The 24,227-nt window shown below is 70.6% G+C and carries 25 protein-coding genes; 11 read left to right on the top strand and 14 right to left on the bottom strand.

Annotation, left to right across the window (positions count from 1 at the left end):
* On the bottom strand, positions 1-944 hold a 944-nt coding region (gene recA / locus AB0F44_RS29305; protein WP_357360767.1), incomplete at its 3' end, for a recombinase RecA.
* Between the two features lie 248 nt (positions 945-1,192).
* Positions 1,193-1,921 carry a DUF4396 domain-containing protein gene (locus AB0F44_RS29300; RefSeq protein ID WP_357360765.1) on the bottom strand — a complete coding sequence of 243 codons (729 nt, stop codon included), beginning with the start codon at positions 1,919-1,921 and terminating at the stop codon, positions 1,193-1,195.
* A gap of 171 nt (positions 1,922-2,092) precedes the next feature.
* Between AB0F44_RS29300 and AB0F44_RS29295 the strand changes: the two genes are divergently transcribed.
* Positions 2,093-2,497 carry a DUF6153 family protein gene (locus tag AB0F44_RS29295; protein ID WP_357360763.1) on the top strand — a complete coding sequence of 135 codons (405 nt, stop codon included), beginning with the start codon at positions 2,093-2,095 and terminating at the stop codon, positions 2,495-2,497.
* Between the two features lie 93 nt (positions 2,498-2,590).
* Entirely contained in the window at positions 2,591-3,235 is a 645-nt protein-coding gene (locus AB0F44_RS29290; protein WP_357360761.1) for a DUF305 domain-containing protein, read from the top strand.
* A gap of 40 nt (positions 3,236-3,275) precedes the next feature.
* On the opposite strand, the gene AB0F44_RS29285 is transcribed toward AB0F44_RS29290, so the two are convergent.
* From AB0F44_RS29285 to AB0F44_RS29255, 7 genes are all read right to left on the bottom strand, one after another.
* Entirely contained in the window at positions 3,276-4,526 is a 1,251-nt protein-coding gene (locus AB0F44_RS29285; protein ID WP_357360760.1) for an MFS transporter, read from the bottom strand.
* Positions 4,523-4,717, bottom strand: coding sequence for a DUF3046 domain-containing protein (locus AB0F44_RS29280; RefSeq protein ID WP_357360758.1), 195 nt, complete (start codon positions 4,715-4,717; stop codon positions 4,523-4,525). The genes AB0F44_RS29285 and AB0F44_RS29280 overlap by 4 nt, the downstream gene beginning before the upstream one ends.
* A gap of 33 nt (positions 4,718-4,750) precedes the next feature.
* Positions 4,751-5,893, bottom strand: coding sequence for a DinB family protein (locus AB0F44_RS29275; RefSeq protein WP_357360756.1), 1,143 nt, complete (start codon positions 5,891-5,893; stop codon positions 4,751-4,753).
* A 72-nt stretch (positions 5,894-5,965) separates the two neighbouring features.
* On the bottom strand, positions 5,966-6,778 hold the full coding sequence (locus tag AB0F44_RS29270) for an ABC transporter permease (protein WP_357360754.1): 813 nt from the start codon (positions 6,776-6,778) through the stop codon (positions 5,966-5,968).
* 1 nt (position 6,779) lies between these two features.
* A complete protein-coding gene (locus AB0F44_RS29265; protein ID WP_357360752.1) occupies positions 6,780-7,610 on the bottom strand; it encodes an ABC transporter permease in 831 nt (276 codons plus the stop codon).
* Positions 7,610-8,524 carry an ABC transporter ATP-binding protein gene (locus AB0F44_RS29260; RefSeq protein WP_357360768.1) on the bottom strand — a complete coding sequence of 305 codons (915 nt, stop codon included), beginning with the start codon at positions 8,522-8,524 and terminating at the stop codon, positions 7,610-7,612. The genes AB0F44_RS29265 and AB0F44_RS29260 overlap by 1 nt, the downstream gene beginning before the upstream one ends.
* Before the next feature lie 31 nt (positions 8,525-8,555).
* Positions 8,556-8,873, bottom strand: a complete 318-nt coding sequence (locus AB0F44_RS29255) for a hypothetical protein (RefSeq protein ID WP_357360751.1) — start codon at positions 8,871-8,873, stop codon at positions 8,556-8,558.
* A 174-nt stretch (positions 8,874-9,047) separates the two neighbouring features.
* On the opposite strand from AB0F44_RS29255, the gene AB0F44_RS29250 reads away from it, so the two are divergent.
* Entirely contained in the window at positions 9,048-11,102 is a 2,055-nt protein-coding gene (locus AB0F44_RS29250) for an AAA family ATPase (protein ID WP_357360749.1), read from the top strand.
* Positions 11,099-11,683: a GNAT family N-acetyltransferase gene (locus AB0F44_RS29245; protein ID WP_357360747.1), complete on the top strand. Its 585-nt coding sequence runs from the start codon at positions 11,099-11,101 to the stop codon at positions 11,681-11,683. The genes AB0F44_RS29250 and AB0F44_RS29245 overlap by 4 nt, the downstream gene beginning before the upstream one ends.
* On the opposite strand, the gene AB0F44_RS29240 is transcribed toward AB0F44_RS29245, so the two are convergent.
* Positions 11,673-12,341, bottom strand: coding sequence for an aspartate/glutamate racemase family protein (locus AB0F44_RS29240; protein ID WP_357360746.1), 669 nt, complete (start codon positions 12,339-12,341; stop codon positions 11,673-11,675). The genes AB0F44_RS29245 and AB0F44_RS29240 overlap by 11 nt on opposite strands.
* Before the next feature lie 32 nt (positions 12,342-12,373).
* The gene (locus AB0F44_RS29235; RefSeq protein ID WP_357360744.1) at positions 12,374-12,706 is read right to left on the bottom strand and encodes a type II toxin-antitoxin system PemK/MazF family toxin; all 333 of its coding nucleotides are present in this window, start codon (positions 12,704-12,706) and stop codon (positions 12,374-12,376) included.
* Positions 12,707-12,797: 91 nt separating this feature from the next.
* Here AB0F44_RS29235 and AB0F44_RS29230 point away from each other — a divergent pair, with 91 nt between their 5' ends.
* The gene (locus tag AB0F44_RS29230; RefSeq protein WP_357360742.1) at positions 12,798-13,217 is read left to right on the top strand and encodes a pyridoxamine 5'-phosphate oxidase family protein; all 420 of its coding nucleotides are present in this window, start codon (positions 12,798-12,800) and stop codon (positions 13,215-13,217) included.
* Positions 13,218-13,224: 7 nt separating this feature from the next.
* Here the strand turns inward: AB0F44_RS29230 and AB0F44_RS29225 are convergent, their stop codons facing one another.
* Complete coding sequence (locus tag AB0F44_RS29225; RefSeq protein WP_357360740.1) at positions 13,225-14,304, bottom strand: NAD(P)-binding domain-containing protein; 1,080 nt, start codon at positions 14,302-14,304, stop codon at positions 13,225-13,227.
* A 124-nt stretch (positions 14,305-14,428) separates the two neighbouring features.
* Between AB0F44_RS29225 and AB0F44_RS29220 the strand changes: the two genes are divergently transcribed.
* From AB0F44_RS29220 to AB0F44_RS29200, 5 genes are all read left to right on the top strand, one after another.
* A complete protein-coding gene (locus AB0F44_RS29220; protein WP_357360739.1) occupies positions 14,429-15,769 on the top strand; it encodes a cytochrome P450 in 1,341 nt (446 codons plus the stop codon).
* Positions 15,770-15,777: 8 nt separating this feature from the next.
* On the top strand, positions 15,778-17,367 hold the full coding sequence (locus tag AB0F44_RS29215; protein WP_357360737.1) for a succinic semialdehyde dehydrogenase: 1,590 nt from the start codon (positions 15,778-15,780) through the stop codon (positions 17,365-17,367).
* Positions 17,364-18,899 (top strand): AMP-binding protein, encoded by a 1,536-nt coding sequence (locus AB0F44_RS29210; protein WP_357360735.1) that lies wholly within the window; start codon positions 17,364-17,366, stop codon positions 18,897-18,899. The genes AB0F44_RS29215 and AB0F44_RS29210 overlap by 4 nt, the downstream gene beginning before the upstream one ends.
* Positions 18,896-19,726 carry an SDR family oxidoreductase gene (locus AB0F44_RS29205; RefSeq protein ID WP_357360734.1) on the top strand — a complete coding sequence of 277 codons (831 nt, stop codon included), beginning with the start codon at positions 18,896-18,898 and terminating at the stop codon, positions 19,724-19,726. Before AB0F44_RS29210 ends, AB0F44_RS29205 begins: the two co-directional genes overlap by 4 nt.
* A gap of 87 nt (positions 19,727-19,813) precedes the next feature.
* Positions 19,814-21,124 (top strand): amino acid permease, encoded by a 1,311-nt coding sequence (locus tag AB0F44_RS29200; protein WP_357360732.1) that lies wholly within the window; start codon positions 19,814-19,816, stop codon positions 21,122-21,124.
* Here AB0F44_RS29200 and AB0F44_RS29195 read toward each other — a convergent pair.
* Positions 21,047-22,438: a PLP-dependent aminotransferase family protein gene (locus tag AB0F44_RS29195; protein ID WP_357360730.1), complete on the bottom strand. Its 1,392-nt coding sequence runs from the start codon at positions 22,436-22,438 to the stop codon at positions 21,047-21,049. The two genes, AB0F44_RS29200 and AB0F44_RS29195, sit on opposite strands and share 78 nt — an antisense overlap.
* A gap of 61 nt (positions 22,439-22,499) precedes the next feature.
* Positions 22,500-23,078 carry a hypothetical protein gene (locus tag AB0F44_RS29190; RefSeq protein WP_357360728.1) on the bottom strand — a complete coding sequence of 193 codons (579 nt, stop codon included), beginning with the start codon at positions 23,076-23,078 and terminating at the stop codon, positions 22,500-22,502.
* A 50-nt stretch (positions 23,079-23,128) separates the two neighbouring features.
* Here AB0F44_RS29190 and AB0F44_RS29185 point away from each other — a divergent pair.
* The coding region (locus tag AB0F44_RS29185; RefSeq protein WP_357360726.1) for a DEAD/DEAH box helicase at positions 23,129-24,227 on the top strand (1,099 nt) is incomplete at its 3' end.

Genomic DNA, 24,227 nt, shown 5'->3' with positions numbered 1-24,227 from the left:
ACGGCACCCGGCCGGCGCCGACCGACGACGAGGACCTCTACCACCGGATGTCGACCTCGCCGGGCGCTCACCTGCCGCACGCCTGGGTCGGGGACCAGGCCCGCCTCGACACCGACGTCGATCAGGCCGCCCTCGCGGGAGATGCCCTTCCCGTACATGATGTCGAACTCCGCCTGCTTGAACGGCGGGGCCACCTTGTTCTTCACGACCTTGACGCGGGTGCGGTTGCCGACCATGTCGGTGCCGTCCTTGAGCGTCTCGATCCGGCGCACGTCGAGTCGCACCGAGGAGTAGAACTTCAGCGCGCGACCACCGGTCGTGGTCTCGGGCGAACCGAACATCACGCCGATCTTCTCGCGCAGCTGGTTGATGAAGATCGCGGTCGTGCCCGAGTTGTTGAGCGCACCGGTCATCTTTCGCAGCGCCTGGCTCATCAGTCGAGCCTGCAGACCGACGTGGCTGTCGCCCATCTCGCCCTCGATCTCGGCCCGCGGCACCAGCGCCGCGACGGAGTCGATGACGATCAGGTCGAGCGCGCCCGAGCGGATCAGCATGTCGGCGATCTCCAGGGCCTGCTCACCCGAGTCGGGCTGGGAGACCAGCAGGGCGTCGGTGTCGACGCCGAGGTTCTTCGCGTATTCCGGGTCGAGCGCGTGCTCGGCGTCGATAAAGGCCACGATGCCGCCGGCGCGCTGCGCGCTGGCCACCGCGTGGAGGGCCACCGTCGTCTTACCCGAGGACTCCGGACCGTAGATCTCCACGACCCGCCCGCGGGGCAGGCCGCCCAGGCCCAGCGCCACGTCGAGCGCGATCGAGCCGGTCGGGATCACTTCCAGCGGAGCCCGGGTCTCATCGCCCAGCCGCATGACCGAGCCCTTGCCGAACTGCCTCTCGATGTTTGCGAGAGCGGCGTCCAATGCCTTCTCGCGATCACCTGCCGCCATGTTCTTTCCTTCCTGAGGGGCAGACTTCTTCCCCTTGCCTGCCGCTTGTCCACGTGTCTTCGTCGTCATCAAGGCAGACGCTAGACGGGACCACCGACAGTTTTGAACGGGACCCTCTGGCACGGTGTTTCACGACCCTGTTTTTGCCTGGCCGATAGCACGAACCACGCTCCACCTACTACCACACACTAGCCCGAACAAGCGTTCGATGTGAACACCTGTTCGGGCGTGTCGAGGTCGTCGGATCCTCAGTGGCCTTCCATCTCGACCTGCTCGACGGGGGCTGAGCCGCCACCCATCTCGTCGGCGATGGCGACCGACAGGCCACCGAGCATGAAGGCGATGATCACCGCGGCCAGGGCGCCGCTGGAGAAGGACGGGATGAAGCGGCGTACGCCCTCCTGGACCGGCTCCGCGCCGTGGTACTGGTGGGTGAGCGCGTGCCCCTTGCCTCGCTGGAGCAGGTATCGGTTGACCGGGAAGGCCGCCACGAAGGCAACGGAGAGGGCGATCATCATCCCGATCCAGAACACGACGTTGACCAGCCCGGCCTCCATGGCCCCAGGGATGAGTGCCATGACCAGGTTGTCGACCAGCTCCATCGTGGCGATCGAGAGGGTGTCGGCGGCCAGCACGACACTGAACGCCGCACCGACGGCCAGGCCCGACTTGAGCAGCGGCAGGGTCGAGAGGGCGTAGCCGAAGGCGAACGCCAGCGTGACGGCCAGGGCGATCGTCCACCCCGTGCTGAGCCCGATCGCGGTGCCGATCATCAGTCCGGCGATCTCGCCGATCGCACATCCGGTGAGGCAGTGCAGCGTGGCGCTGGCCGCCATCGCGTTCACCCCGCCCCCACCGTGCGCACCATGCGCGTCGTGCCCGGAGTGGTCGCCGTGACCCTCGTGACCCTCGTGCATCGAGTGCTGATCTCCGGCGTGGTCGTGTCCGGCGTGCAGGTGCCCGTCATGCGACGTCATGTCGCTCCCTTTGCTCGATCGTTCGTTGTGCCTACCCGTCATTCATACCCCATGGGGGTATGCACGCGCAAGCGACATCCGGTTCGGGAGCCCACTTTGTCCAACCGCGAAGGACTCCTTAGGGTGTGCTGTGTGTGGACGGCAGCGCGACGGCGAAAGCGGAGGACCCGTGTGGTCGCCCGCGCCGGTCTGCTGGCAGCGGTCGTGGTCACGGTCGCCGGTCTGCTGGCCATGCATGCGCTGAGCCTCCACGGCACCGACTCCGAGGGCGAGCACGGCACGCTGAGCCTGCCCGCCGCCCACGTCGAGCACACCCACGCTCTCGAGCACTCCGACCACGGAGCAGCCGGCGACGCCGGACACCCGGGCGGCGCCGGGCACACGGCGATGATGCTGTGCGCGGCGTTCCTGATCGCTGCCGGCGCGCTGCTGCTGAGCCGGCTGTGGCGGCGTACTCCTGCCTGGTGGTTCTCACGGGCCCGCAGCTGGTTCCGGACCGGCGGATCCGCGCCCCTGCTCACCTATCCCGCCACCGGCCCGCCGTCGGTATGGGCCTACTCCGTCATCAGGTGCTGAGCGGCCTGACCCCCCCGCGACCCGGGCCACGCCCGAGGGTCGCAGGTGGTTCAGCGATGCCCACAAACAGCACTTGACAAGGAGAAACAACAGATGCGTACGCAACGTCCCCTCTTCCGCGCGACCTGGGCGGCGGCCGGCCTGGCCGTGCTGCTCACCCTGTCCGCCTGCGGCGGCAGCGACGAGGCCGAGGCTCCCCAGAAGCTCTCGGAGACCGAGCACAACAAGGCCGACGTCACCTTCGCGACCGACATGATCCAGCACCACGCCCAAGCCCTCTCGATGGTCGACCTGACCATGGACCGCAAGCTCGAGCCCGAGGTCCAGGAGCTGGCGGACTCGATCCGGGCGGCCCAGAGTCCCGAGATCGAGACCATGTCCGGCTGGCTTCAGGAGTGGGGCGAGGAGGTGCCGTCGACGATGCGCGACCACGTCAACGGCGGCCACGAGGGCCACGGCGACGACGAGGACAGCAGCATGTCCGACTCTATGGAGGGCATGGAGGACGACATGCCCGGGATGATGTCGGCCGAGGACATGGACGCCCTCGAGAACGCCTCCGACGCCGAGTTCAGCGACATGTGGCTGAAGATGATGATCGAGCACCACGAAGGCGCGATCGAGATGTCCGAGACCGAGCAGGACGAGGGCCGGTTCAAGCCTGCCGTCGACCTGGCCGGGACGATCATCGAGTCCCAGACGGCCGAGATCGACACCATGGAGAAGCTCATCGGCTGAGGACGCCGTAACGGGCAGGGCCGCTCAGCGGCCCTGCCCGTCAGGCGGGCGCGTCGGCCGTCCGACGAGCCACGTACGCAGCCCCGAAGAGCACCATGACCAGCAGGATCGTGGCGAGCGCGAGCGCCGGATATCCGGCCAGGTCGACGACGACGCCCGAGACCGCCCCGGCGGCGGCAGCGGCGACGCCCATGATCAGGTCGGCGGTGCCCTGGACGTCGGCACGCACCTCGAGCGGGGTGTGGTCGGCGACCGAGGTGGCCGCCGCGATCGTGGCCAGCGACCAGCCGAGGCCGAGCAGGAAGAGCCCGACGAAGATGCGCCCGGAGCTGCCCTGCGGCGCCGCGGCGCACAGGACCAGGGATACCAGCAGCACTCCGCCGCCGAGCGCCATCACGTCGGCCCGGCCGATGCGGTCGGCCAGCCAGCCGGCGATCGGCGCGAAGGCGAACATGCCCAGGACGTGCCCGCTGATCACCAGACCGATGACCTCCAGGCCGGCGCCGCCGTGCTCCATGTGGAGAGGGGTCATCACCATCACCGCCACCATCGTTGCGTGGGCCGCGGCCTGCCCGACGACCGCCGCTGCCAGCGCGGGGCGCTCCCGGATCACCGCGATCGCCCGGCGCCAGCTCGTGCCCTTCGCCTTATCCGCGACCGGAGCACCCTCCCGGGCGACCAGCAGCGGGTCAGGTCGCAGGAAGACCCCGACCACCAGCGCGGCGGCCAGCATCGCCATCGACCCGATCGCGAACGGCCCGGTCAGGACAGGGATCCCGACGGCTTCGGAGAAGACCTCGGCGACACCGGTCAGGTTGGGGCCGATCACCGCACCGAACGTGGTCGCCCAGACCACGACCGACAGCGCCCGCGCCCGGCTCCTGGCAGGGGCCAGGTCGGTGGCCGCGTAGCGCGCTCCGTTGTTCGCCGCGGTGGTCGCGCCCAGCAGCACCGCGCCGACCAGCAGCAGCGTCATCGAGCCGACCACGCCGGCCAGCACCGCCAGCAGCCCACCGGCCGCCCCGAGCAGGTAGCCCGCCAGCAGCCCGAACCGTCGCCCGCGCGCGTCCATGATCCGCCCCAGGACGTACGCAGCGACGGCGGCCCCGAGCACCTGGGTCGTCTGCGAGAGCCCCGCCATCGACTCCGAGCCGGACAGGTCGCGCGCCAGCAGGGAGGCGGTCGCGATGCCGATGGTGATGCCCATCGCGCCGACCGCCTGGGTGGCGACCAGGGTGAGGATGGTGCGCTTCTGGACCGCGGCCACCGAGCCCGGTGCGAGCAGCGTCACCGCTCACGCGCCGGCAGCTCCAGGGCCGTCCAGACCGCGGCCCAGACCTCCTTGGGCGGGACGCCGTCGTCGAGCGCCTCCTGGGCAGTGCGCCCGCCCAGCTCGCCCATGACGAACTGGCGTGCCCACGCTCGCGCGTAGCCCGCGCCGAGCGCCTCGTCCATCCGGGACCAGAACTCCGTGTGTCTCATCGTCCCGAATGCTACTCAGGCTCAGTCTCGGGCTCAGGCGCGCCGGCGGGCGAGGACGTCGAGCCAGACGTCGCCGAGGCGTCCGTCGGCGTGCCCGACCTCGAGGACCTCCCAGCCGGCCTCGTCCAGCGCCGCCCGGAGGGCGGGCTCGCGCCAGTAGACGAAGAGGCGGGGCGCCTCGATGTGACCGCGGTTGGTCCACTCCTCGCCGTCGCCCTCCTTCATCGACACGTGCAGCGCACCGCCGGGGCGGGTCACCTCGGCGAGCCGGGCGAGCACCGTCCCGAAGTCGTCGCGGGCCACGTGCAGGAGCGTCGCCGAGGCCCAGACCGCGGCATAGGGGACGTCGGGGTGGACCGGGTCGCGCAGGTCGTCGGTCAGCGGGTCCAGGCAGGCAGCGGCGTACCCCTGCTTGCGCAGGTGTGCCACGAACCCCTCGCTGATGTCGGTGCGCCGCACCCGCACTCCCCCGGCCTCGAGCGCCTTCGCGTCGTGGCCGGGCCCGGTGCCGATCTCGAGCACGTGGTCGCCGGGCTCGAGCGCGGCCAGGAACCGGTCCAGGACCGATCGGTTCTCCTCGGAGAACGAGCTGCCCTGGACGTACGTCGCGACGCTGGCGTCGTACGCGGCGACGGTCGCCTGCTTGGCGGCGGAGCGTACGTCCCACAGGTGGTGGACGACGTCGTGGAGGTGGTAGCGGCCCAGCGACTCGACGCTGAACACGTCGCCGTTGGACCGGGTCCCGCGACGACCCCAGGCGTCCGGCGGGACCTTCTCGTAGATCGTGGCGATCTCGTCGGCAGCGTCCATCAGCTGCTCGGCGACGAGCGCCGGGTCCTGGCCGGCGTAGTCGCCCTCGCGGGCAGCCTCGTCCTGGTCCCAGTTGGCGAACTGCGGCTCGTCCTCGGTCAGCATCTGCTGCAGGCGCTCGCCGAAGACGCGGTGGACGTCGCGTACGTGTGCCCCGTACTCCAGCACCGACCACACCCCGGGCTGGGGCCGGTCGCGGGCGTTGTCGGCGGCGAGGTAGATCTCCCAGTACGTCGCGTTGTCGCGCACGATCTCGGGGAGCTGGTCGGCGGTCACGGCACCGGCGATGAAGCCACACTCCGGGCAGGGCCGGTCGAGCACCCACGTCCAGTCCTTGGTGTCCGGCTTGATCGCGTCATAGGTCATGGGATCAATCTTGACGGCCCACCCGAAGCGTCACGAGGGGGATCCTGCCTTTGAGACGCGAGTTGCTGCCGCTCAGGTGAGTAGTAGGGAGTCGAGACGGCGGCGCACGACGACGAGGCCGACCGCCCCGAACGCCAGCAGGTAGACCACCGAGACCAGCGAGCCCCACGACGGCACGCCGAGCGTCAGCTCGCGACAGAGCACGACACCGCGGTAGAGGGGCGTGACCTCCACGATCCAGCGCAGCCACTCCGGATAGGCCGTCACCGGGAAGAACGTGGCGCTGAACAGGAACATCGGCATCATCGCGAGGGTGACCTTCTCGAAGTCCTGCCAGGAGGTCATGTACGTCGTCAGCGCCATGCCCACGGCCCCGAAGGCCGACCCGATGAGCAGCGCCGCCGGCACCACCAGCAGCGCCCACCAGGAGTGGACCAGGTCCATCGCGACCATGATCAGCAGGAACGCGGTCACGTAGATCCCGCTGCGCAGCTGGTTCCAGAGGATCTCGCCGACCGCGATGTCGACCGTACGCAGCGGGGTGGCCAGCATCTGGTCGTAGAGCTTGTTGTACTTCAGCTTGAAGAAGAAGTTGAACGTCGCATCCAGCAGCGACCCGTTCATCGCCGAGGCCGCGATCATCCCGGGCGCGACGAACTCGCGGTAGTCGACCGGCTTGCCGGCGTACTCGAAGCCGACCACCATCGCGCCCACGCCGATGCCGATCGAGAACAGGTAGAAGACCGGCTCCAGGAAGCCGGTGATGAAGACCAGCCAGGCGCGCCGGTAGACCAGGATGTTGCGCCACAGCAGCAGCCGGGCGGCCTCGCCGCCCCGCAGCGGCCGGGCGACGGTGGCGCCCACGGCAGCGGTGAAGAGGGCCATCTCAGGAGACCAGCCTCTCGCCCAGCTTGCGGACCGCGAGCCACCAGCAGACGCCCGCGAGCAGCCCGAGATAGCCGACGTGGACCGCGGCCAGCGCCCAGTCGATCTCGCCCAGCGCGAGCATCCGGGTCAGGTTGACGCCCTGCCACAGCGGCGAGGCCATCGCGACCTTCTCCAGCACCGGCCCGAGGTTGGCGACGGGGAAGAACGTGCCGGAGAAGAGCGTCAGCGGGATCATTCCCAGCCGGAAGATCAGCGCGAAGGACTCCTCGCCCTTGATCGAGAGCGAGAACAGCAGCACCGGCGTCGCGAAGGCCAGCACGACCAGCCCCTGCACCAGCCACGCCGTCAGCACGCCCCACCACGTCTCGAAGACCCCGAACGGGGCCAGGACCAGCAGGAAGACACCGCAGGCGAACAACGTACGCAGCATCAGGAAGCCCAGCTGGGCCAGCACGATGTGGGAGGCGGTCAGCGGCGAGGCGATCATCGAGAAGTAGATCCGCTGCCACTTGACCATCCCGTAGACCGGATAGGTCATCTCGGAGAAGGCGATCGTCATCGCGTGGGCCGCGACCATGCCCGGGGCGACGAACGCCAGATAGGAGTCGGCGCCCTCCAGTGTGGCCGGATCGGCGTTCACGAAGCCGCCTAGCAGCACGCCCAGCGCCAGGACGTAGAAGAACGGCGTCACGAAGGTCGTGATCACGCCGCCCTTCCAGGTGCGCGCCAGGACGGTGAGCCAGTAGTCGCCCATCCGCAGCGCCCCGTCGGCCAGCCCCGCGGGCTCGGTCGGCGGGGTCGCCGGTCCCGAGTCGGCGTAGTCGGTCATCAGTCCACCAGGGTCCGGCCGGTTAGGTGCAGGAAGACGTCCTCGAGCGAGGAGCGCCGCACCAGGGTGGCGACCGGCGACAGGTCGCGGCCGTGGACGGCCTCGATGACCGCCTCGCCGTCGTCGCTGTAGAGCAGCAGCCGGTCGGGCAGCACCTCGACCCGCTCGGCGAGATCCTCGACCTTGGCCGCCAGCGCCTCGTGCTCGCCGACGCCGAAGCGCAGCTCGGCGACCTCGCGGGTGGAGTGCTGCTGGATGAGTCCCAGCGGCGTGCCGTGGGCGACGATCCGGCCCTGGTCCATCACCACGAGCTCGTCGCACAGCTGCTCGGCCTCGTCCATGTAGTGGGTGGTCAGCAGCAGCGTCACGCCCGCCTGCTTGAGCCGGAAGAGCCGGTCCCAGATCACGTGGCGGGCCTGCGGGTCCAGGCCGGTGGTCGGCTCGTCGAGGACGAGGATCTCGGGCCGGTTGATCAGGCTCCGGGCGATCGTCAGCCGTCGCTTCATGCCGCCGGAGAGGTCGTCGACCTTCGCCTTGGCCTTGTCGGTGAGCTGGACGAAGTCGAGCAGCTCCTCGATCCGGCCCTTCACCTCGGCCCGCGGCAGCCCGAAGTAGCGGCCATAGACGAAGAGGTTGTCGTAGACGTTGAGCTCGACGTCGAGGGTGTCCTCCTGCGGGCAGACCCCGAGCCGCGCCTTGATCTTCGGCCCGTCCTTGGCCGGATCCATCCCAAAGACCCGCAACTCTCCGCCGCTCGGCGGCGAGACGCAGCAGATCATCCGCATCGTCGAGGACTTGCCGGCGCCGTTGGGCCCCAGGAAGCCGAAGGCCACACCGGGGCGTACGGACACGTCGATGCCGCGCACCGCCTCGAAGTCGCCGAAGGACTTGCGCAAGCCGCGCGCCGAGATCATCAGGTCCTCACCCACGTCGGCAAAGACTAGATCAACCTTGTCGACGCTGGCGGCGGTTGTAGTCGCGCATCCGCTGCGGTACGCCGACCACGGCGGCGTCATAGGACGGGACCTGGTGCTTGTTGGCGAACTTGTGCGCCCACTGCGCCGAGGGCACGCGCCGCCGGGTCCACTCGCCGTCATGCGCGACCAGCAGCAGGGTCACCTCGCTGACGACGGTACGCGGCTCGACGAACCCCTCGACGCCACGCCGGGTCTTCACGAACTGCTCGAGATGCTGTTGGTCGGTGGAGTCCGCGGCGCGCACCCTTGTGGATCCGGTGTAGCTCTCGCCTGTCGGACGGCTCATGCGCGTCCCGCGGCGGAAACGATCGAACAGGCTCACGGTGCAATTGTGCATCCCAATGCCCAACGCACGCCCGGATAAACCTGTTGGGCGCCCACTCCCTGGTCGCCTATGTTGGAGCCTTTGACCCCGCGCCCCCATCGAAACCTGCCGCCACGGAGAAGCGATGAACCAGCCATGCCCATAGACGACCTCGACGCAGAGCGCGAGCATCTGGCCGCCTCCCGGCAGGATCTGGCCCGGATGCGGCGGAAGGTGGAGTCTCTGGACTCCTCCACGGCCGGCAACTGGGTCAGCGCCGAGATCCTCGACGCCACCCTCGCGCGCCGGCTGGAGCAGCTCGCCGACGATCCGGAGGTGCCGCTCTTCTTCGGTCGCATCGACCGGACCGCTGATGTGGGAGCGGAGTCGTTCCACATCGGACGGCGTCACATCTCCGACAGCGCGGGCGACCCGATGGTGGTCGACTGGCGGGCTCCGGTCAGCGTCCCGTTCTACCGGGCGTCCCGGACCGAGCCGATGGGGCTGGCGCGGAGGCGGCGCTACGGGTTCTCCCACGGTGAGCTGACGGCGTTCGAGGACGAGTCGCTGACCGACGCCGGGGCCGGGCCGGAGCACTCGGCGATCCTGGAGGCCGAGATCGAGCGGCCGCGCGTGGGGCCGATGCGCGACATCGTCGCGACCATCCAGCCCGAGCAGGACGTACTGGTCCGCGCCGACCTGTCGCAGACGATCGTCGTGCAGGGTGCGCCGGGGACGGGGAAGACGGCCGTGGGGCTGCACCGGGCGGCGTACCTCCTCTACGCGCACCGCGACCAGCTGACCCGGCGCGGGGTCCTGATCATCGGCCCCAACGCCTCGTTCCTGCGCTACATCCGCGACGTGCTCCCCGCGCTGGGCGAGATCGAGGCCAAGCAGGCGACGATCGCCGAGCTGGTCAGCAACCACGGCACCGTCCGCGCGGAGGAGACCGCGCCGGTGGCGACGCTGAAGGGGGACGTACGCATGGCCGAGGTGCTCCGCCGAGCGGTCTGGTCCCACGTCGGCGAGCCGGACGAGGCCCTGGTCGTCCCGCGCGGCTCGCGACGCTGGCGGGTGCCGGCATACGAGGCGCGGGAGGCGCTGGAAGGGCTGCGCGCCAACGATCTCAGGTACGCAGCGGGCCGGGCGCTGCTCCCGCGCGCCCTGGCCCACCGGGTGCTGGTGCAGATGGAGCGCTCGGGCGACTCGCCCGACGACCGGGTGCACGACGCGGTGGCGCGGGCCAAGCCGGTCAAGGACTACGCCGCCGCGCTCTGGCCCGATCTCAAGCCCGCCCGGGTCCTGTTCCGGCTGTTCACCGACGCGGCATGGCTGGCGGAGGTCGCCGACGGGCTGCTCTCGGAGACGGAGCAGGCGAGCCTGCTCTGGGCGAAGCCGCCGCGCTCGGCCGGTACGGCGCGCTGGTCGCTGGCCGACCTGGTGCTCCTCGACGAGATCGCCGATCTCCTCGACCGCACACCGTCGGTGGCCCACATCGTCGCCGACGAGGCTCAGGATCTCTCCGCGATGATGCTGCGCGCGCTCGGCCGCCGGTCGACCACGGGGTCGCTGACGATCCTCGGCGACCTCGCCCAGGCGACCACGCCGTGGGCCTCATCGTCCTGGGCCGATGCCCTGGCACACCTCGGCAAGCCCGACGGCCACGTCGAGCAGCTGACGCGTGGCTTCCGGGTCCCGGCCGATGTGATCGCCTACGCGGCCCGCCTCCTCCCCCACATCGCCCCCGACCTGGAGCCGCCGGTCGCGGTGCGCCGCACGCGCGGTGACCTCGCCTTCACCACCTCGTCCGTCGTGGAGGCGCTCGGGACTGCCCTGGAGCGCCCCGGGTCGGTCGGGCTGATCGTGCCCGATGCCTCGCTCGCGACGGTACGCGCCGAACTGACCGAGGCCGGGCTCTCCTTCGCCGAGATAGGCGTGGCCGCCGACGAGGAGACCGAGTTCGACGCCCATCTCGATCTCGTCCCCGCCTCGCTGGCGAAGGGTCTCGAGTTCGACCATGTGGTCGTCTCCGACCCCACGGGGATCGTCGCCGGCGAGCCCGACCGCGGCACCGGCCTCCGCCGCCTCTACGTCTGCCTCACCCGAGCGGTCACCTCCCTCGTCGTACGCCACGACGCCCTCCCCGACGAGCTCAGCCCCGAAGAACTCGGTGGCGTGCCGGAGCGGGTTGATGCGAAGGTGGGCGCATGATCGACACCCGCCCTGATCCGCTGGTGAAGGCCGACTGGCCACTGCGCACCGAGCGCCTGGTGATCCGCCGGATGACGCCTGCTGACATCGAGCCGACCTGGGCCTTCCGAGGGCTCCCCGAGGTGGCCGAGTGGGTGACGACCGCGTTCGCGGACCTCGAGGCCTACCGCAAGGTCTTCGAGAACCCCGACGTCATCGGGCCCGGCCTGGTGATCGAGCGCGACGGTGTCATCGTCGGCGACCTCATGCTGCGGATCACCGACCCGTGGTCGCAGACCGAGGTGCGCGAGCATGCCAACGGCACCCAGGCCGAGCTCGGCTGGACGATCGACCCCGCCCACCAGGGAAACGGCTACGCCACCGAGGCCGTACGCGCCGTGCTCGACGTCTGCTTCGGCCCCCTGGGACTGCGCCGCGTCGTCGCCGAGTGTTTCGCCGACAACGAGGCCTCCTGGCGACTCATGGAGCGCCTCGGCATGCGGCGCGAGTCGCACACGGTCAAGGACTCCCTGCACCGCACCCGCGGCTGGCTCGACGGCCTCTCCTACGCGATCCTCGCCGAGGAATGGACTACGCGCTGAGGGCAGCCTCGATCGCGGCCTCGCAGTGCAGCCGGGTCGTCGGGAACAGCGGCACACCCGCGTACGTCTCGATCGGCAGCAGCAGCTCGATCTCGGTGCAGCCGAGGATGACGCCCTCGCAACCGGCGGCGACGAGGCGGTCGATGACCTCGAGGTACGCCTGCCGGGAGCTGTCCAGGAACGTCCCCAGACACAGCTCCTCGTAGATGATCCGGTGGACGGTCTCCTGGTCCGGCTCGGTGGGGACGATGACCTCGAGGCCGTGGCCGCGGAGCCGGTCGGCATAGAACGGCTGCGACATCGTGAACCCGGTGCCGAGGAGCCCGACCCGCCCGACCCCTGCCGCTCCGACCGCGGCCGCCGTCGTGTCGCCGAGGTGCAGGAACCGATCCCCGTACGTCTCCTCCAACGCCCCGGCCACCTTGTGCATCGTGTTGGTGGCCAGCACGATCACCTCGGCTCCGGCGTCGCTGAGCGTCGCCGCCTCCTCGGCAAGGCGCTCCCCCGCCCGCTCCCACTCACCGGCTGCCTGCATCTCCTCGATCTCCGCGAAGTCGACCGACCGCACGAGCAGGTCCGCCGAGTGCAGTCCGCCGAGCCGTTTCGCGGTGATCTCGTTGAGCAGCCGGTAGTACTCCGCCGTCGACTCCCAGCTCATCCCACCTAGTACGCCGATACGTCGCATGCCCCTCAGTGTCCCTCGGCGAGACGGAGGGCATCTTCGATCTCGCCGATCTTCGCGGAGGACAGTGCGCCTGCTCGCTCGATCAGGTCGTCGCGGGACAGGGTGGTCAGCCAGGTGCACGGGGTGAAGCCCGGACGCGGCAACGCGAAGCGAAGCACGCCTTCACAGGGCAGTCCGTCCAGGGCGCCCACTGCGACTTCGACGCCCAGACCGGCGAGGTCGACACCCGCCGGAGCGACGACCTGCATCACCTGGATCCCGGACTCCTCGTCTCCCGACAGCAGCACGACCAGACGCCGCTCGTCGAACTCCACCCACCAGACTTCGCCACGCTGCACATGTCCTCCTGACACGGGACGGCAGGCCAAAGCGTAGAGGCCCCCGAAAAACAATCGGCGGCCACACCAACCAAGAAGTACGGTCGAAACCATGGGTATCCCACTCACAGACCGCCAAGAGCTTCTGACCCAACCCCTGATCGCAGCCCTCTCAGTAGCCCGAGAAGACGGAAGAGCACCCCTGACCGTCCCGATCTGGTACGACTACACCCCCGGCGGCGACGCCTGGTTCGTCACGGGAAAGGACTCGCTGAAGACGCGACTGATCCGCGCCACGGGACGATGCACGCTGATGGTCGAGCGGCTCGAGCCGACGGTCCGGTACGTCTCGATCGAGGGCCCGGTGCGGATAGCGGATGCCGCGGAGGGCGAATCGGAGGCGATGGCGCGGCGGTACCTGCCGCCCGAGGCGGCCGACGCCTACCTGGCGCAGGCGGCGAACTTCCCGCCCGAGGTGACGATCCGGCTCACCCCGGAACACTGGATCTCCGCCGACCTCGGCGCGCTGTGACGCAGGCTCACCGAGCCACGAGCTGACCCTTCTCGGCCAGCTGTCGCCGGACCGCGAGGGCCGCGGCGCGGCCGGCGCGGCTGGCCCCGATGGTGCTCGCGGAGGGACCGTAGCCGACGAGCTGGACACGCGGGTCGTACGCAGCGGTGACGGCGGTCTGGACGTCGGCGGAGTCGCGCAGCAGCGGGATCCCGCCATGAGAGCTGCGCAGATGAAGCGGAGCGAGGTGGGTGACGGCAGGGCGGAAGCCGGTGGCCCACAGGATCGCGTCGACCGGCTCGAACGCCCCCGATTCCCACCGCAGCCCATCCGGCTCGATGCGGGAGAACATCGGCAGCCGGCGCTCGTAGACCCCGAGCCGCGCGGCCTCCTGCTCCTGCGGGCGCAGCGAGAGACCGGTGACGCTGACGACGCTCGCGGGCGGCAGGCCGGCCTCGACCCGCTCGGCCACCATCGCCACCGCCTCCCGCCCACGTTCGGCGTCGAAGTCGGAGCGCCAGACCGGCTCACGCCGGGTCACCCAGAGGACGTCGGTCACCGGCGCGAGCTCACCGAGGAACTGCACCGCCGAGGCTCCCCCGCCGACCACCGCGATCCGCTTGCCCCGGAAGTGAGCAGAACCCGGATAGTCGTGCGTGTGCACCTGCTCACCGAGGAAGGTCGAGGCCCCCGGGTAGTGCGGCACGAACGGTCGGGTCCAGGTCCCGGTCGCGTTGATCAGCGTCCGGGTGAACCAGGTCCGCCCGTCGGCCGAGTGCACGGCGAGCAGGTCACCGACCGAGGTCACCGAGGCGACCTTCACCGGGCGCTCCACAGGCAGGTCGTGCATCGACTCGTAGAGACCAAACCAGCCCGGCACCGCGACGTTCGCGCGCTCCCCGGACTCCCCCGGCGCCCGCCCGTCCGGCAGGTCGGCCACGCCGTGCACGTCGTGCATGGTCAGCGAGTCCCAGCGGTGCTGCCAGGCGCCACCGGGACGCCGCTCGGCGTCGAGCACGACGTGGCGTACGCCCAGCCGGCTGAGGTGGTAGGACGCCGACAGACCGGCCTGACCGGCACCGATCACCACTGATTCGTAGCTCTCCACGCACACCTCAACAACGCGCCGGCCACATCCATGCCCCGCGAAACACTGCGGGAACACGTTCTACTTGACTAACCTCAGCAGAGTCACTCGGGACCGGGAGGTCGGACACGATGGATCAGGCACCATGACAGCGACCGAGGCGCTACGCGAGATCCCACGCCTCGCGCCCGGCGACCGCGGCCTTCCCTGGATCGGCCGGCTGCTGGCCTACTCCCGCGACCCGGTCGGCTTCTACCGGCACCAGTGGGAGACGTACGGTCCGGTCTCGCCGTTCTTCCGCGCCGGCGAGGCCGGGGTGGTCGTGCTCGGACCGGACGCGTGCGAGGCGGTGCTGCGCAACAAGGAGAAGGCGTACGCCAACGGGCCGGCCTGGGGGCAGATCGTCGGCCCCTTCTTCGACCACGGCCTGATGCTGCTCGACTTCGAGGAGCACCACGCCCATCGCCGCATCATGCAGGAGGCCTTCACCCGGGACCGGCTCGCCACCTACACGACCGCGATGCACCCGGCGATCGCGCAGGGCATGCGCGGCTGGGCCAACGCTCCGGCGTTCCAGGCCTATCCGCGACTCAAGCAGCTCACCCTCGACATCGCCGCCGACATCTTCATGGGTGGTGCGGCCGAGACCAGCCGAGCCGAGATGGACCGGGTCAACAAGGCGTTCATCGCCTGCGTGCAGGCGGCCGCCGGTGTCGTACGCGGCGATGTGCCGTTGACCCGCTGGGGCCGGGCGTTCCGCGGGCGGAAGGTGCTGGAGGGCTTCCTGCGCCACTACCTCCCCGCCAAACGGGCCACCGCGAGCGACGACATCTTCTCGGTGCTGTGCCACATCGAGACCGACGACGGCGAGCGGTTCAGCGACGAGGACGTCGTCAACCACATGATCTTCCTGATGATGGCCGCGCACGACACCTCGACCATCACGGCCTCGACGATGCTCCAATACCTCGGCCAGCATCCGCAGTGGCAGCAGCGCTGCCGCGAGGAGTCCCTCGTGCTCGGCGAAGCGCCGACGATGCAAGAGATCGACGGCCTCACCAGCCTCGACCTGGTGATGCGGGAGGCGCTGCGCCTGCGCGCCCCGGTGCCCGCGCTGATGCGGCGTACGGTCAAGGAGACCAGCCTCCTCGGGGTCCGGATGCCGGCCGACACCGGCGTGATGGTCGGGGTCCAGTTCAGCCACATGATGGAGGACTACTGGACCAACCCGGGCGTCTTCGACCCCGAGCGCTTCGCGCCGCACCGGCGCGAGGACAAGAGCCACCGGATGGCGTGGGAGCCGTTCGGCGGCGGGGTGCACAAGTGCATCGGCCTCTACTTCGCCGGCCTGGAGGTCAAGTCGATCCTGCACCGGCTCCTGCGCGACTACCGGTGGAGCGTCTCCCCCGGCTACCGCGCGCCCCTGGACAACAGCTCGCTGCCGTTCCCGAAGGACGGCAACCCCATCCATCTGACCCGGATCTGAGGAGATCGATGACCACGAAGACAACGGAGGCCGCGAGCGTTCGTCCCGGCTGGATCGACGAGGCGCGGCTCGCCTCCTGGACCCGATGGGTGGCCTGCGCGGTCTCCGGAGGTGACGGCGCGCTGACCGCGACCGCGCCCTACGACGCCCGGCCGACCGCCCCGGTGCCATCGGTGACCGCCGCGGACGTCGCCGAGGCCGCGGCCGCGGCGCGGGCGGCCCAGCCCGACTGGGCAACGCTGGCCTTCCAGGACCGCGCCGAGGTCATGCTCCGCTTCCACGACCTGCTGGTCGAGCGCCAGGACGAGGTGCTCGACCTGATCCAGTGGGAGATGGGCAAGGCCCGCTTCCACGCCTGGCAGGAGATCCTCCAGGTCGGCACCATCGCCCGCCACTACGCCCGGCGCGGCCCGGCGTACCTGGCCGACAAACGGGTCCGCGGGGCCATCCCCGGCATCACCTCCGTGAAGGAGGTGCGGGTGCCGAAGAAGGTCGTCGGGATCATCTCGCCGTGGAACTACCCGCTCTATCTCGGGGTCGGCGACGCCATTCCGGCCCTCCTCGCCGGGGCGGCGGTGATCAGCAAGGCCGACCCGCAGGCGCCGTTGACGCTGCTGTGGGCGCGGGCGCTGATGGCCGAGGCGGGGCTGCCCGAGCACGTCTGGCAGGTCGTCACCGGGCCCGGGGCCGCCACCGGTGAGGCGGTCATCGACAACGTCGACTACATCGCCTTCACCGGCTCGACGGCCACCGGGCGGATCGTGGCCCAGCGCGCCGCGGGCCGGCTGATCGGCGCCTCGCTCGAGCTCGGCGGGAAGAACCCGCTCATCGTCCGCCGCGACGCGGACCTCGCCCAGGCCGCTCGTGGCACGGTGATGGCGGCCTTCGCCAACACCGGTCAGATGTGCGTCCACATCGAGCGCGTGGTGGTGCACGAGGACGTCTACGACGCCTTCCGCCAGGCGTTGGTCGCCGAGACGGAGAGCCAAGTGGTCGGGCAGACCTTCGACTACTCCGCCGACGTCGGGTCGCTCGCCTCTCAGGCGCAGCTCGACAAGGTCACCGCCCACGTCACCGACGCGGTCGCGAAGGGCGCGACCGTGCTGGCCGGCGGCGAGCCGCTGGCCGAGGTCGGTCCGTACGCCTTCGCCCCGACGGTTCTGGAGGGCGTGACCGACGAGATGGACCTGTGCCTGGGTGAGACCTTCGGCCCCGTCGTCGCCCTCTACCGCGCCGACAGCGACGAGGACGCGGTCCGGATCGCTAACCAGGGCGAGGCCGGGCTCTCGGCGAGCGTGTTCAGCAAGAACGTACGCGAGGCCGACATGATCGCTCGCCGCATCCGCGCGGGCGCGGTGAACATCAACGACGGCGCCGCCCTGGCGGCCGGGAGCATCGAGGCCGGCATGGGTGGCATGGGGTCGAGCGGACTGGGTCGCCGCCACGGCGCGGACGGGATCCGGAAGTTCACCGACGCCCAGACCGTCGCGGCCTCCCGGATGGGCCCGATCGGGCCGTTCAAGGGCCAGACGGTCGAGAAGTTCGTGCAGCTCGGCAACGGGCAGCTCAAGGCGCTGCGGAAGCTGGGCGTCCGATGAGCGCGCCGGGCGAGCACAACCTGGCGGTGCTGGCCGAGGAGTCCTACGCCCGTCACGGCGACTACCCGATGGTCTTCTTCGAGGGCTCCTGGCACTCGTCCAAGGAGATCGCCGAGCGGTCCGCGCGCGTCGCCGGCGGCCTGCGCGGGCTCGGGATCGAGCCCGGCGACCGGGTCGTGGTGCTCACCATGAACACCCCGGAGGTCTTCGTCAGCTACCGCGCCCTGTGGCGCCTCGGGGCGGTGGTGACGCCGGTGATCTTCCTGCAGACACCGCCCGAGCTGCGGCACATCCTGGAGGACTCCGGAGCCACGGCGGCGATCGTCACGCCCGAGCTGCTGCCGCTGGTGCAGGCCGCCTCCGAGGGTCTCGAGCTCACCGTCATCGTGGCCGGAGACGTCCCCGAGGGGACGGATGCGGTGACGTACGAGAGCCTGGAGAGCGCCGAACCGATCGACATCGCCCCTCGCGGCGACGACGATCTCGCGGCGCTGCTCTACACCGGCGGCACCACCGGGCGGGCCAAGGGCGTGATGCTCAGCCACCGCGGGCTGTGGGAGTCCGGGCACGCCCTTCACCGGGTCGGGGAGAGCCAGGGCACGACACGGTGGCTGCTGCCGCTGCCGCTCTCCCATGCGTACGGCCTGATCGTGGTCATCAGCGGCATGCACTCCTCGCGTCCGCAGAGCTCGGTGCTGCAGCGCTGGTTCGATGCCAAGGGGTGGCTCGAGCTCGCTCAGGAGCACCGGATCGAGTCGAGCACGGTGGTCCCCTCGATGCTGCAGATGCTGCTCGACCAGCCCTACCAGGACTACGACCTGAGCTCGCTGCGCTCCTTCGGCAGCGGTGGCGCGCCGCTGCTGCCGGCGCTGCGGGAGAAGGCCGAGGAGGCCTTCGACGTGACGATCCTGGAGGGCTACGGCTGCACCGAGTCGAGCGCGGTCATCGCCGCCTCGACCGTCGAGGAGTCGCGGCCCGGCAGCGTCGGCAAACCGCTCTCCCACGCCGAGGTGATCATCGCCGGCCCCGACGGCTCGCCGGTCCCGACGGGCGAGGAGGGCGAGATCTGGGTGCGAGGTCCCGGGGTCATGCAGGGCTACTGGAACGACCCGGCGCAGACCGCAGCCACCGTCGTCGACGGCTGGCTGCACACCGGCGACATCGGCCACTTCGACGCCGACGGCTACCTCTACGTCGACGACCGGATCAAGGACCTGATCATCCGCGGCGGGTTCAACGTCTTCCCCCGCGACGTCGAGGACGCGCTCCTCGCCCACGAGGCCGTCACCGCCGCCGCGGTGGTCGGGCGCCCGGACTCTCAACGCGGCGAGGAGGTGGTCGCGGCCGTCGCTCTCCATCCCGGCGCCCGCACCACCCCCGAGGAGCTGATCGCCTTCGTCAAGACGCGGCTCGCGCCGCACAAGTACCCCCGCGAGGTGCTCATCCTCGACGCCGTCCCCGTCACCAGCGTGGGCAAGACCGACAGAAAAGCCGTACGCAGCATGGTCCGCACCACCGAAGGAGAGTCATGACACGCCAGATCGAGAGAACCGCCGTCATCGTCACCGGAGGTGCCCGTGGCATCGGCCGCGCCACGGTCGAGCGGCTGGCCCGCGCCGGGGCGACGGTCGCCGTCGGTGACCTGGACCCGGACCTGCTCGACGATCTGACCGCCGAGCTCGGGCCGCGGGTCGTGGCCGCACATCTCGACGTCACCGACCCCGCCTCCTGGCGTACGTTCCTCGAGTCGGTCGCCGACCTGGGGCCGTGGGACGTGCTGGTCAACAACGCCGGGATCATGCCGCTCGGGTCGGTCCTGAAGGAGGAGGACGCGCTGACCCGCGCGATCTTCGAGGTCAACGTGCACGGGCCGATCAACGGGATCAAGGCGGTCGCGCCGGCGATGGTCGATCGAGGTCAGGGCCACATCGTCAACGTCGCCTCGGCGGTCGGCCGGGTGCCGGTGCCGGACGCGGCGACCTACTCGGCCTCGAAGTTCGCCGTGGTCGGCTTCTCGGAGGCGCTGCGGATGGAGCTGGCACCGTCCGGGGTCGACGTCTCGCTCATCCTGCCGGCGGTGGTGCAGACCGAGCTCGCCGACGGGGTGCCGCAGGCGAAGGGGATGAAGCCGGTCACTCCCGACGACGTCGCGGCCGCGATCGAGTCGGTCATCCGCGAGCCGCGTCCCGAGGTCTGGGTGCCCAACTGGACCCAGGCCCTGACCAAGATCACCCAGGCGATGCCGCGCCGGTTCCAGGACTTCGTCGACCGCGCGACCAACGCCTCGCAACTGCTCGCGGGCGTCGACCCGGCGGCACGGGCGGCGTACGAGAAGCGGGTGCGACGCAACGTACGTTAGGGCCGGATCTGGCCCAGGGATTGGCCCAGGAGACGGGGGCCCGATTGGCCGGGCGCGGAGGGCTCTGCGCTCACTAGCGTCACGCTTGTGAACAACGACGGACTCTCCGTACCCCAGGGCGCGGCCCTCACCCTCGGTGCGGTGCTCGGCACCGGTGTCATCTCCCTGCCCGCGCTGGCGGCGAGCGAGGCCGGACCGGCCTCGCTCGTGGCCTGGCTGGCGCTGATCGTGCTCTCGGTGCCGCTGGCGGCGACCTTCGCCGCGCTGGGGGCGCGGCATCCGGACGGCGGCGGAGTGGCGACGTACGCACGGCTCGCCTTCAACCAGCACGTCGCGACGATGGTCGGCTGGGCGTTCTACCTGACGATCGGCGTGGGGGCGCCGGTCGCGGCGGGGTTCGGTGGGGCATACGTCGCCGACGCCTTCGGCGGCGGACAGAGCATGTCGCTGGCGGCGACGGCGGGGATCATCGTGCTGGTCACAGTGATGAACTGGTTCGGGATCAAGGTGTCCGGGGGCGTTCAGCTGGCGATCGCCGGGGCGATCGCGGTGCTGCTGGCGGTGGCGGTTGTGGTGGCGCTGCCGCATGCCGAGCTGGCGCGGCTCACGCCGTTCGCGCCGCACGGCTGGGGTTCGGTCGGCACCGCGGCGGCGATGCTGGTGTGGGCGTTCGCGGGGTGGGAGATCCTCTCCTCGCTCTCGGCCGACTATCGCGACCCGGCGCGCGACATCCGCCGGGCGACGATCATCGCGCTGGTGGTCGTGACGGTGCTCTACCTCGGGATCGCGTTCGCGACGGTCGCGGCGCTCGGGTCCACGTCCGGTGCCGCACCCCTGGCGGACCTGCTCGTGCTCGGCTTCGGCGAGCCCGCGCGGCCGGTCACGGCCGTGGTCGCGGTGCTGCTGACCATCGGGGCGATCAACGCCTACTTCGCCGGCGGCTCGCGGCTCGGGGCGTCGCTGGCTCGTGAGGGTGGGCTGCCGCGGGCTCTTGCCGCTCCGGCGTCCGAGATCCCGCGGCGCTCGCTGCTCGCGATCTGTGCGGTGGCGCTCGGCACCCTCGCGGTGACCTGGGTCGCCGGTGCCTCGACGGACGCGGCGCTGCTGATGGCCTCGGGGACGTTCTCGCTGCTCTACGTGGTGGGCGCGGCCGCCGCGCTGCGGCTGCTGCCGCGGGGAGGACGGTCGTGGTGGGCCGCCGTCTGTTCGCTGGTCGCGGCGCTGATCCTGCTGGGTCTCACCGGTGCGCACCTGCTCGGTCCGTTGCTCTGTGGCGGGGCCGGTCTGGCCTGGTCGCTGGTCACATCACGTCGAGACCGGTCACGCCCAGCCCGCGAGGTCGGCCAGCAGCTCGAGCCCGCGGGGCAGGCTCTCTGTCCGGACGGCTCCGTAGCCTAGGAAGAGCCCGTCGCGTCCAGGCAGCAGGCGATGAGCGGCGATCGTGTCCAGTGCCAGCCCCTCGGCAGCGGCACGCTCGGGCAGGTCGGCGGGGAGCTCCGCGTAGGCGGACAGGTGCAGTCCGGCGGCCGACGGGAGCACCTCGACCGGCCACGTGGAGAGGGTCTCGAGGAGGAGCGAGCGGCGCTCGGCGTACGTCTTGGACGCCTTGCGCACATGACGGGCGAGGAGGCCCTCCTCCAGGAAGCGGGCCAGGGCGGCTTGGGGCTGGACGGGGCCGAAGCCGTCGCCGAGCTGCTTGGCGGCCAGGAGGCTGTCGACCAGCGAGCCCGGGGCGACGAGATAGCCGGTGCGCAGGCTCGGCAGCAGCGACTTGGAGAAGGTGCCGACATAGATCACCCGACCCTGGTCATCGAGGGCGTGCAGCGGTTCCAGGGGCCGTTCGGTGAACCGGAACTCGCTGTCGTAGTCGTCCTCCACGATGCCCGCGTCGTGCGTGTTCGCGAAGGCGAGCAGGGCTCGGCGGCGTGGGAGGGAGAGGCGTACGCCGAGCGGGAATTGGTGGCTCGGGGTCGTGTAGACGAGCCGGGCCTGCTCCGGGATCTCCTCGACGACCAGCCCTTCCTCATCGACCGGGACCGGCACGACCCGGGCACCGTGGGAGGCGAAGAGGTCGAGCGCGGACGGGTAGCCCGGGTCCTCGACCGCGACGACGTCGCCCGGCTCCAGCAGCACCCGGGCGACGAGATCGAGCGCCTGCTGGGTGCCGCTGGTGACCACGATCTGCCCCGGGTCCGCTCGCACCCCACGGTGGTAGGCCACCGTGTGCGCCAGCGCCTCGCGCAGCCTCGGCAGACCGGCAGGCGAGGCGTACGTGCCGGGGTTGTGGCCGCGAAGCCGGGACTCGGCCGCGAGGATCCGTCGCCAGGTGTCGAACGGGAAGAGCTCGGCGTCGGGGATCCCCACCCGCAGGTCGTACGCCGGGACCGCGGCCTCTGCGCTCGTCGGCCGAGGTGCCCACCGCCAGCCCGGGCGCGGGGTCAGGGAGCCGGGGGCATCGTCCCTTCGCTGCCGCGGCGTCTCGCCGACGTACGTCCCCGCGCCCACGCGCGACTCCAGGAACCCCTCCGCGACCAGCCGCTCATAGACCGTGGCGACCGTGTTCCGGGAGATCCCGAGATCCTTGGCCAGCGCCCGGCTCGCCGGGAGCCGGTCCCCCGCCTTCAGCCTGCCGTCGCCGAGCGCGTCGCGCAGGGCCTGGTAGAGCGACGCGGAGCGTACGGCGCGGTCGGTCAGGTCAAGCGCGAGGTCCACAGCGGGATTGGACCACACCTGCGCGCTGAGCGCGCGTGGGTTTCAGGACAGCCGTCACACATCATGGATGGGTCGGCAGTCCGAGGCGGGTGATGATCTCCTCGGCGGTCTCAGCCGCGGACAGGCGGGTGTTGTCGACCACGGTGTGCGGGAAGTGGAGAGGGAACGGCATCTCCGGACCGGTCGAGAGCACATGGCGCTCGTTCCAGTCCACGACGTTGGCCCTCGCCCACTCGGTGTCGCGCTTGGACGGCTTCGCGGCCAGCCGCTCCGGAGTGCCCTCGCGGCTCAGACGGGTCGGCATATCGGCGTACAGCTCGACGCAGTCGACCTTCCCACCCGCCTCGACCACGGGAGCAACCAGACTGGTGACGGCCTGTGCGTCCTCGGGGAGCTCGAGCGCCCAGACATAGGTGAAGATGAGGCCCGGGAGCTCGGAGGCCACCGCCTCCTCGATCACCCGTCGCCGGAACTCGGCCTTGAGCACGCCGAACGACGGCATCTCCCAGTCGAAGACCTCCAGCAGCGGCTCGATCGTGGCGTGGTTGTGAAAGAGGCGGTACGGCGTACGTGCCGCGATCTCCCGCCCCACGCTCATCTTGCCGACCGCGGGTGGGCCGAAGAGGTTGATGAGATGCATGGGATCAGTGTGGCCGCTGAGTGTCGGTGGTCGCGACTAGGTTTGTCTCCATGAGCGACACGTCTGAGGCGTTGGCGCAGTTCAGCGACCCGACCCGTACGTGGTTCGCTGCTGCCTTCGCGGCTCCGACCGCGGCTCAGGCCGGCGCCTGGGAGGCGATCGGGGCGGGGCGCAACGCGCTGGTGGTGGCGCCCACCGGGTCGGGGAAGACGCTGAGCGCGTTCCTGTGGTCGATCGACAAACTGCTGAGCGAGCCCGTGCCGGAGAAGAAGCAGCGGTGCCGGGTGCTCTACATCTCCCCGCTCAAGGCGCTCGGCGTCGACGTCGAGCGCAATCTGCGCAGCCCGCTGGTCGGGATCCGGCAGACCGCCGAGCGGCTGGGCGTGGACGCGCCCGAGGTGCGGGTCGGGGTGCGGTCCGGAGACACGACCGCGGCCGACCGGCGCAAGCTGACCACCGCTCCCCCGGACATCCTGATCACCACGCCCGAGTCGCTCTTCCTGATGCTCACCAGCCAGGCCCGCGAGACGCTGCGCAGCGTCGAGACGGTGATCGTCGACGAGGTCCACGCGGTCGCGGCGACCAAGCGCGGCTCCCACCTGGCGCTGACCCTGGAGCGCCTCGACGCGCTCCTGGACAAGCCGGCCCAACGGATCGGGCTATCCGCGACCGTACGCCCGCTGGAGGAGGTCGCGCGCTATCTCGGCGGTGCCCAGCCCGTCGAGATCGTCGCTCCTCCTGCTGAGAAGCGGTGGGACCTGAGCGTCGTCGTACCTGTCGAGGACATGACCGCGCCGAGCGCCTACGGCGAGGAGGAGGACGAGGACCCCCAGCGGGCCTCCTCGATCTGGCCTCACGTCGAGGAGCACGTCGCCGATCTCGTCACCGCCCACCGCTCCACCATCGTCTTCGCCAACTCCCGCCGGATCGCCGAGCGGCTGACCGCGCGGCTCAACGAGATCGCAGCGGATCGCCTCTGGCAGACACCCGCTCCATCCGCTGGTCGAGCCGCGAGCGCCAGCGAGCGTGTCGAGACCAACACGGTCGGATCGAGCGCCACAGGGCACCGTGTTGGTCTCGACACGCCTCCGCCTAGCGGCTCCGGCGGCTCGACCAGCGGCGGGCCACCTGCCCAGGTGATGGCGCCGT

It is taken from the genome of Nocardioides sp. NPDC023903 (assembly GCF_040639295.1).
Taxonomy (GTDB): Bacteria; Actinomycetota; Actinomycetes; order Propionibacteriales; family Nocardioidaceae; genus Nocardioides.
The sequence above is the reverse complement of the archived record's forward strand: the minus strand, read 5'-3'. Positions and strand labels throughout refer to the sequence as shown.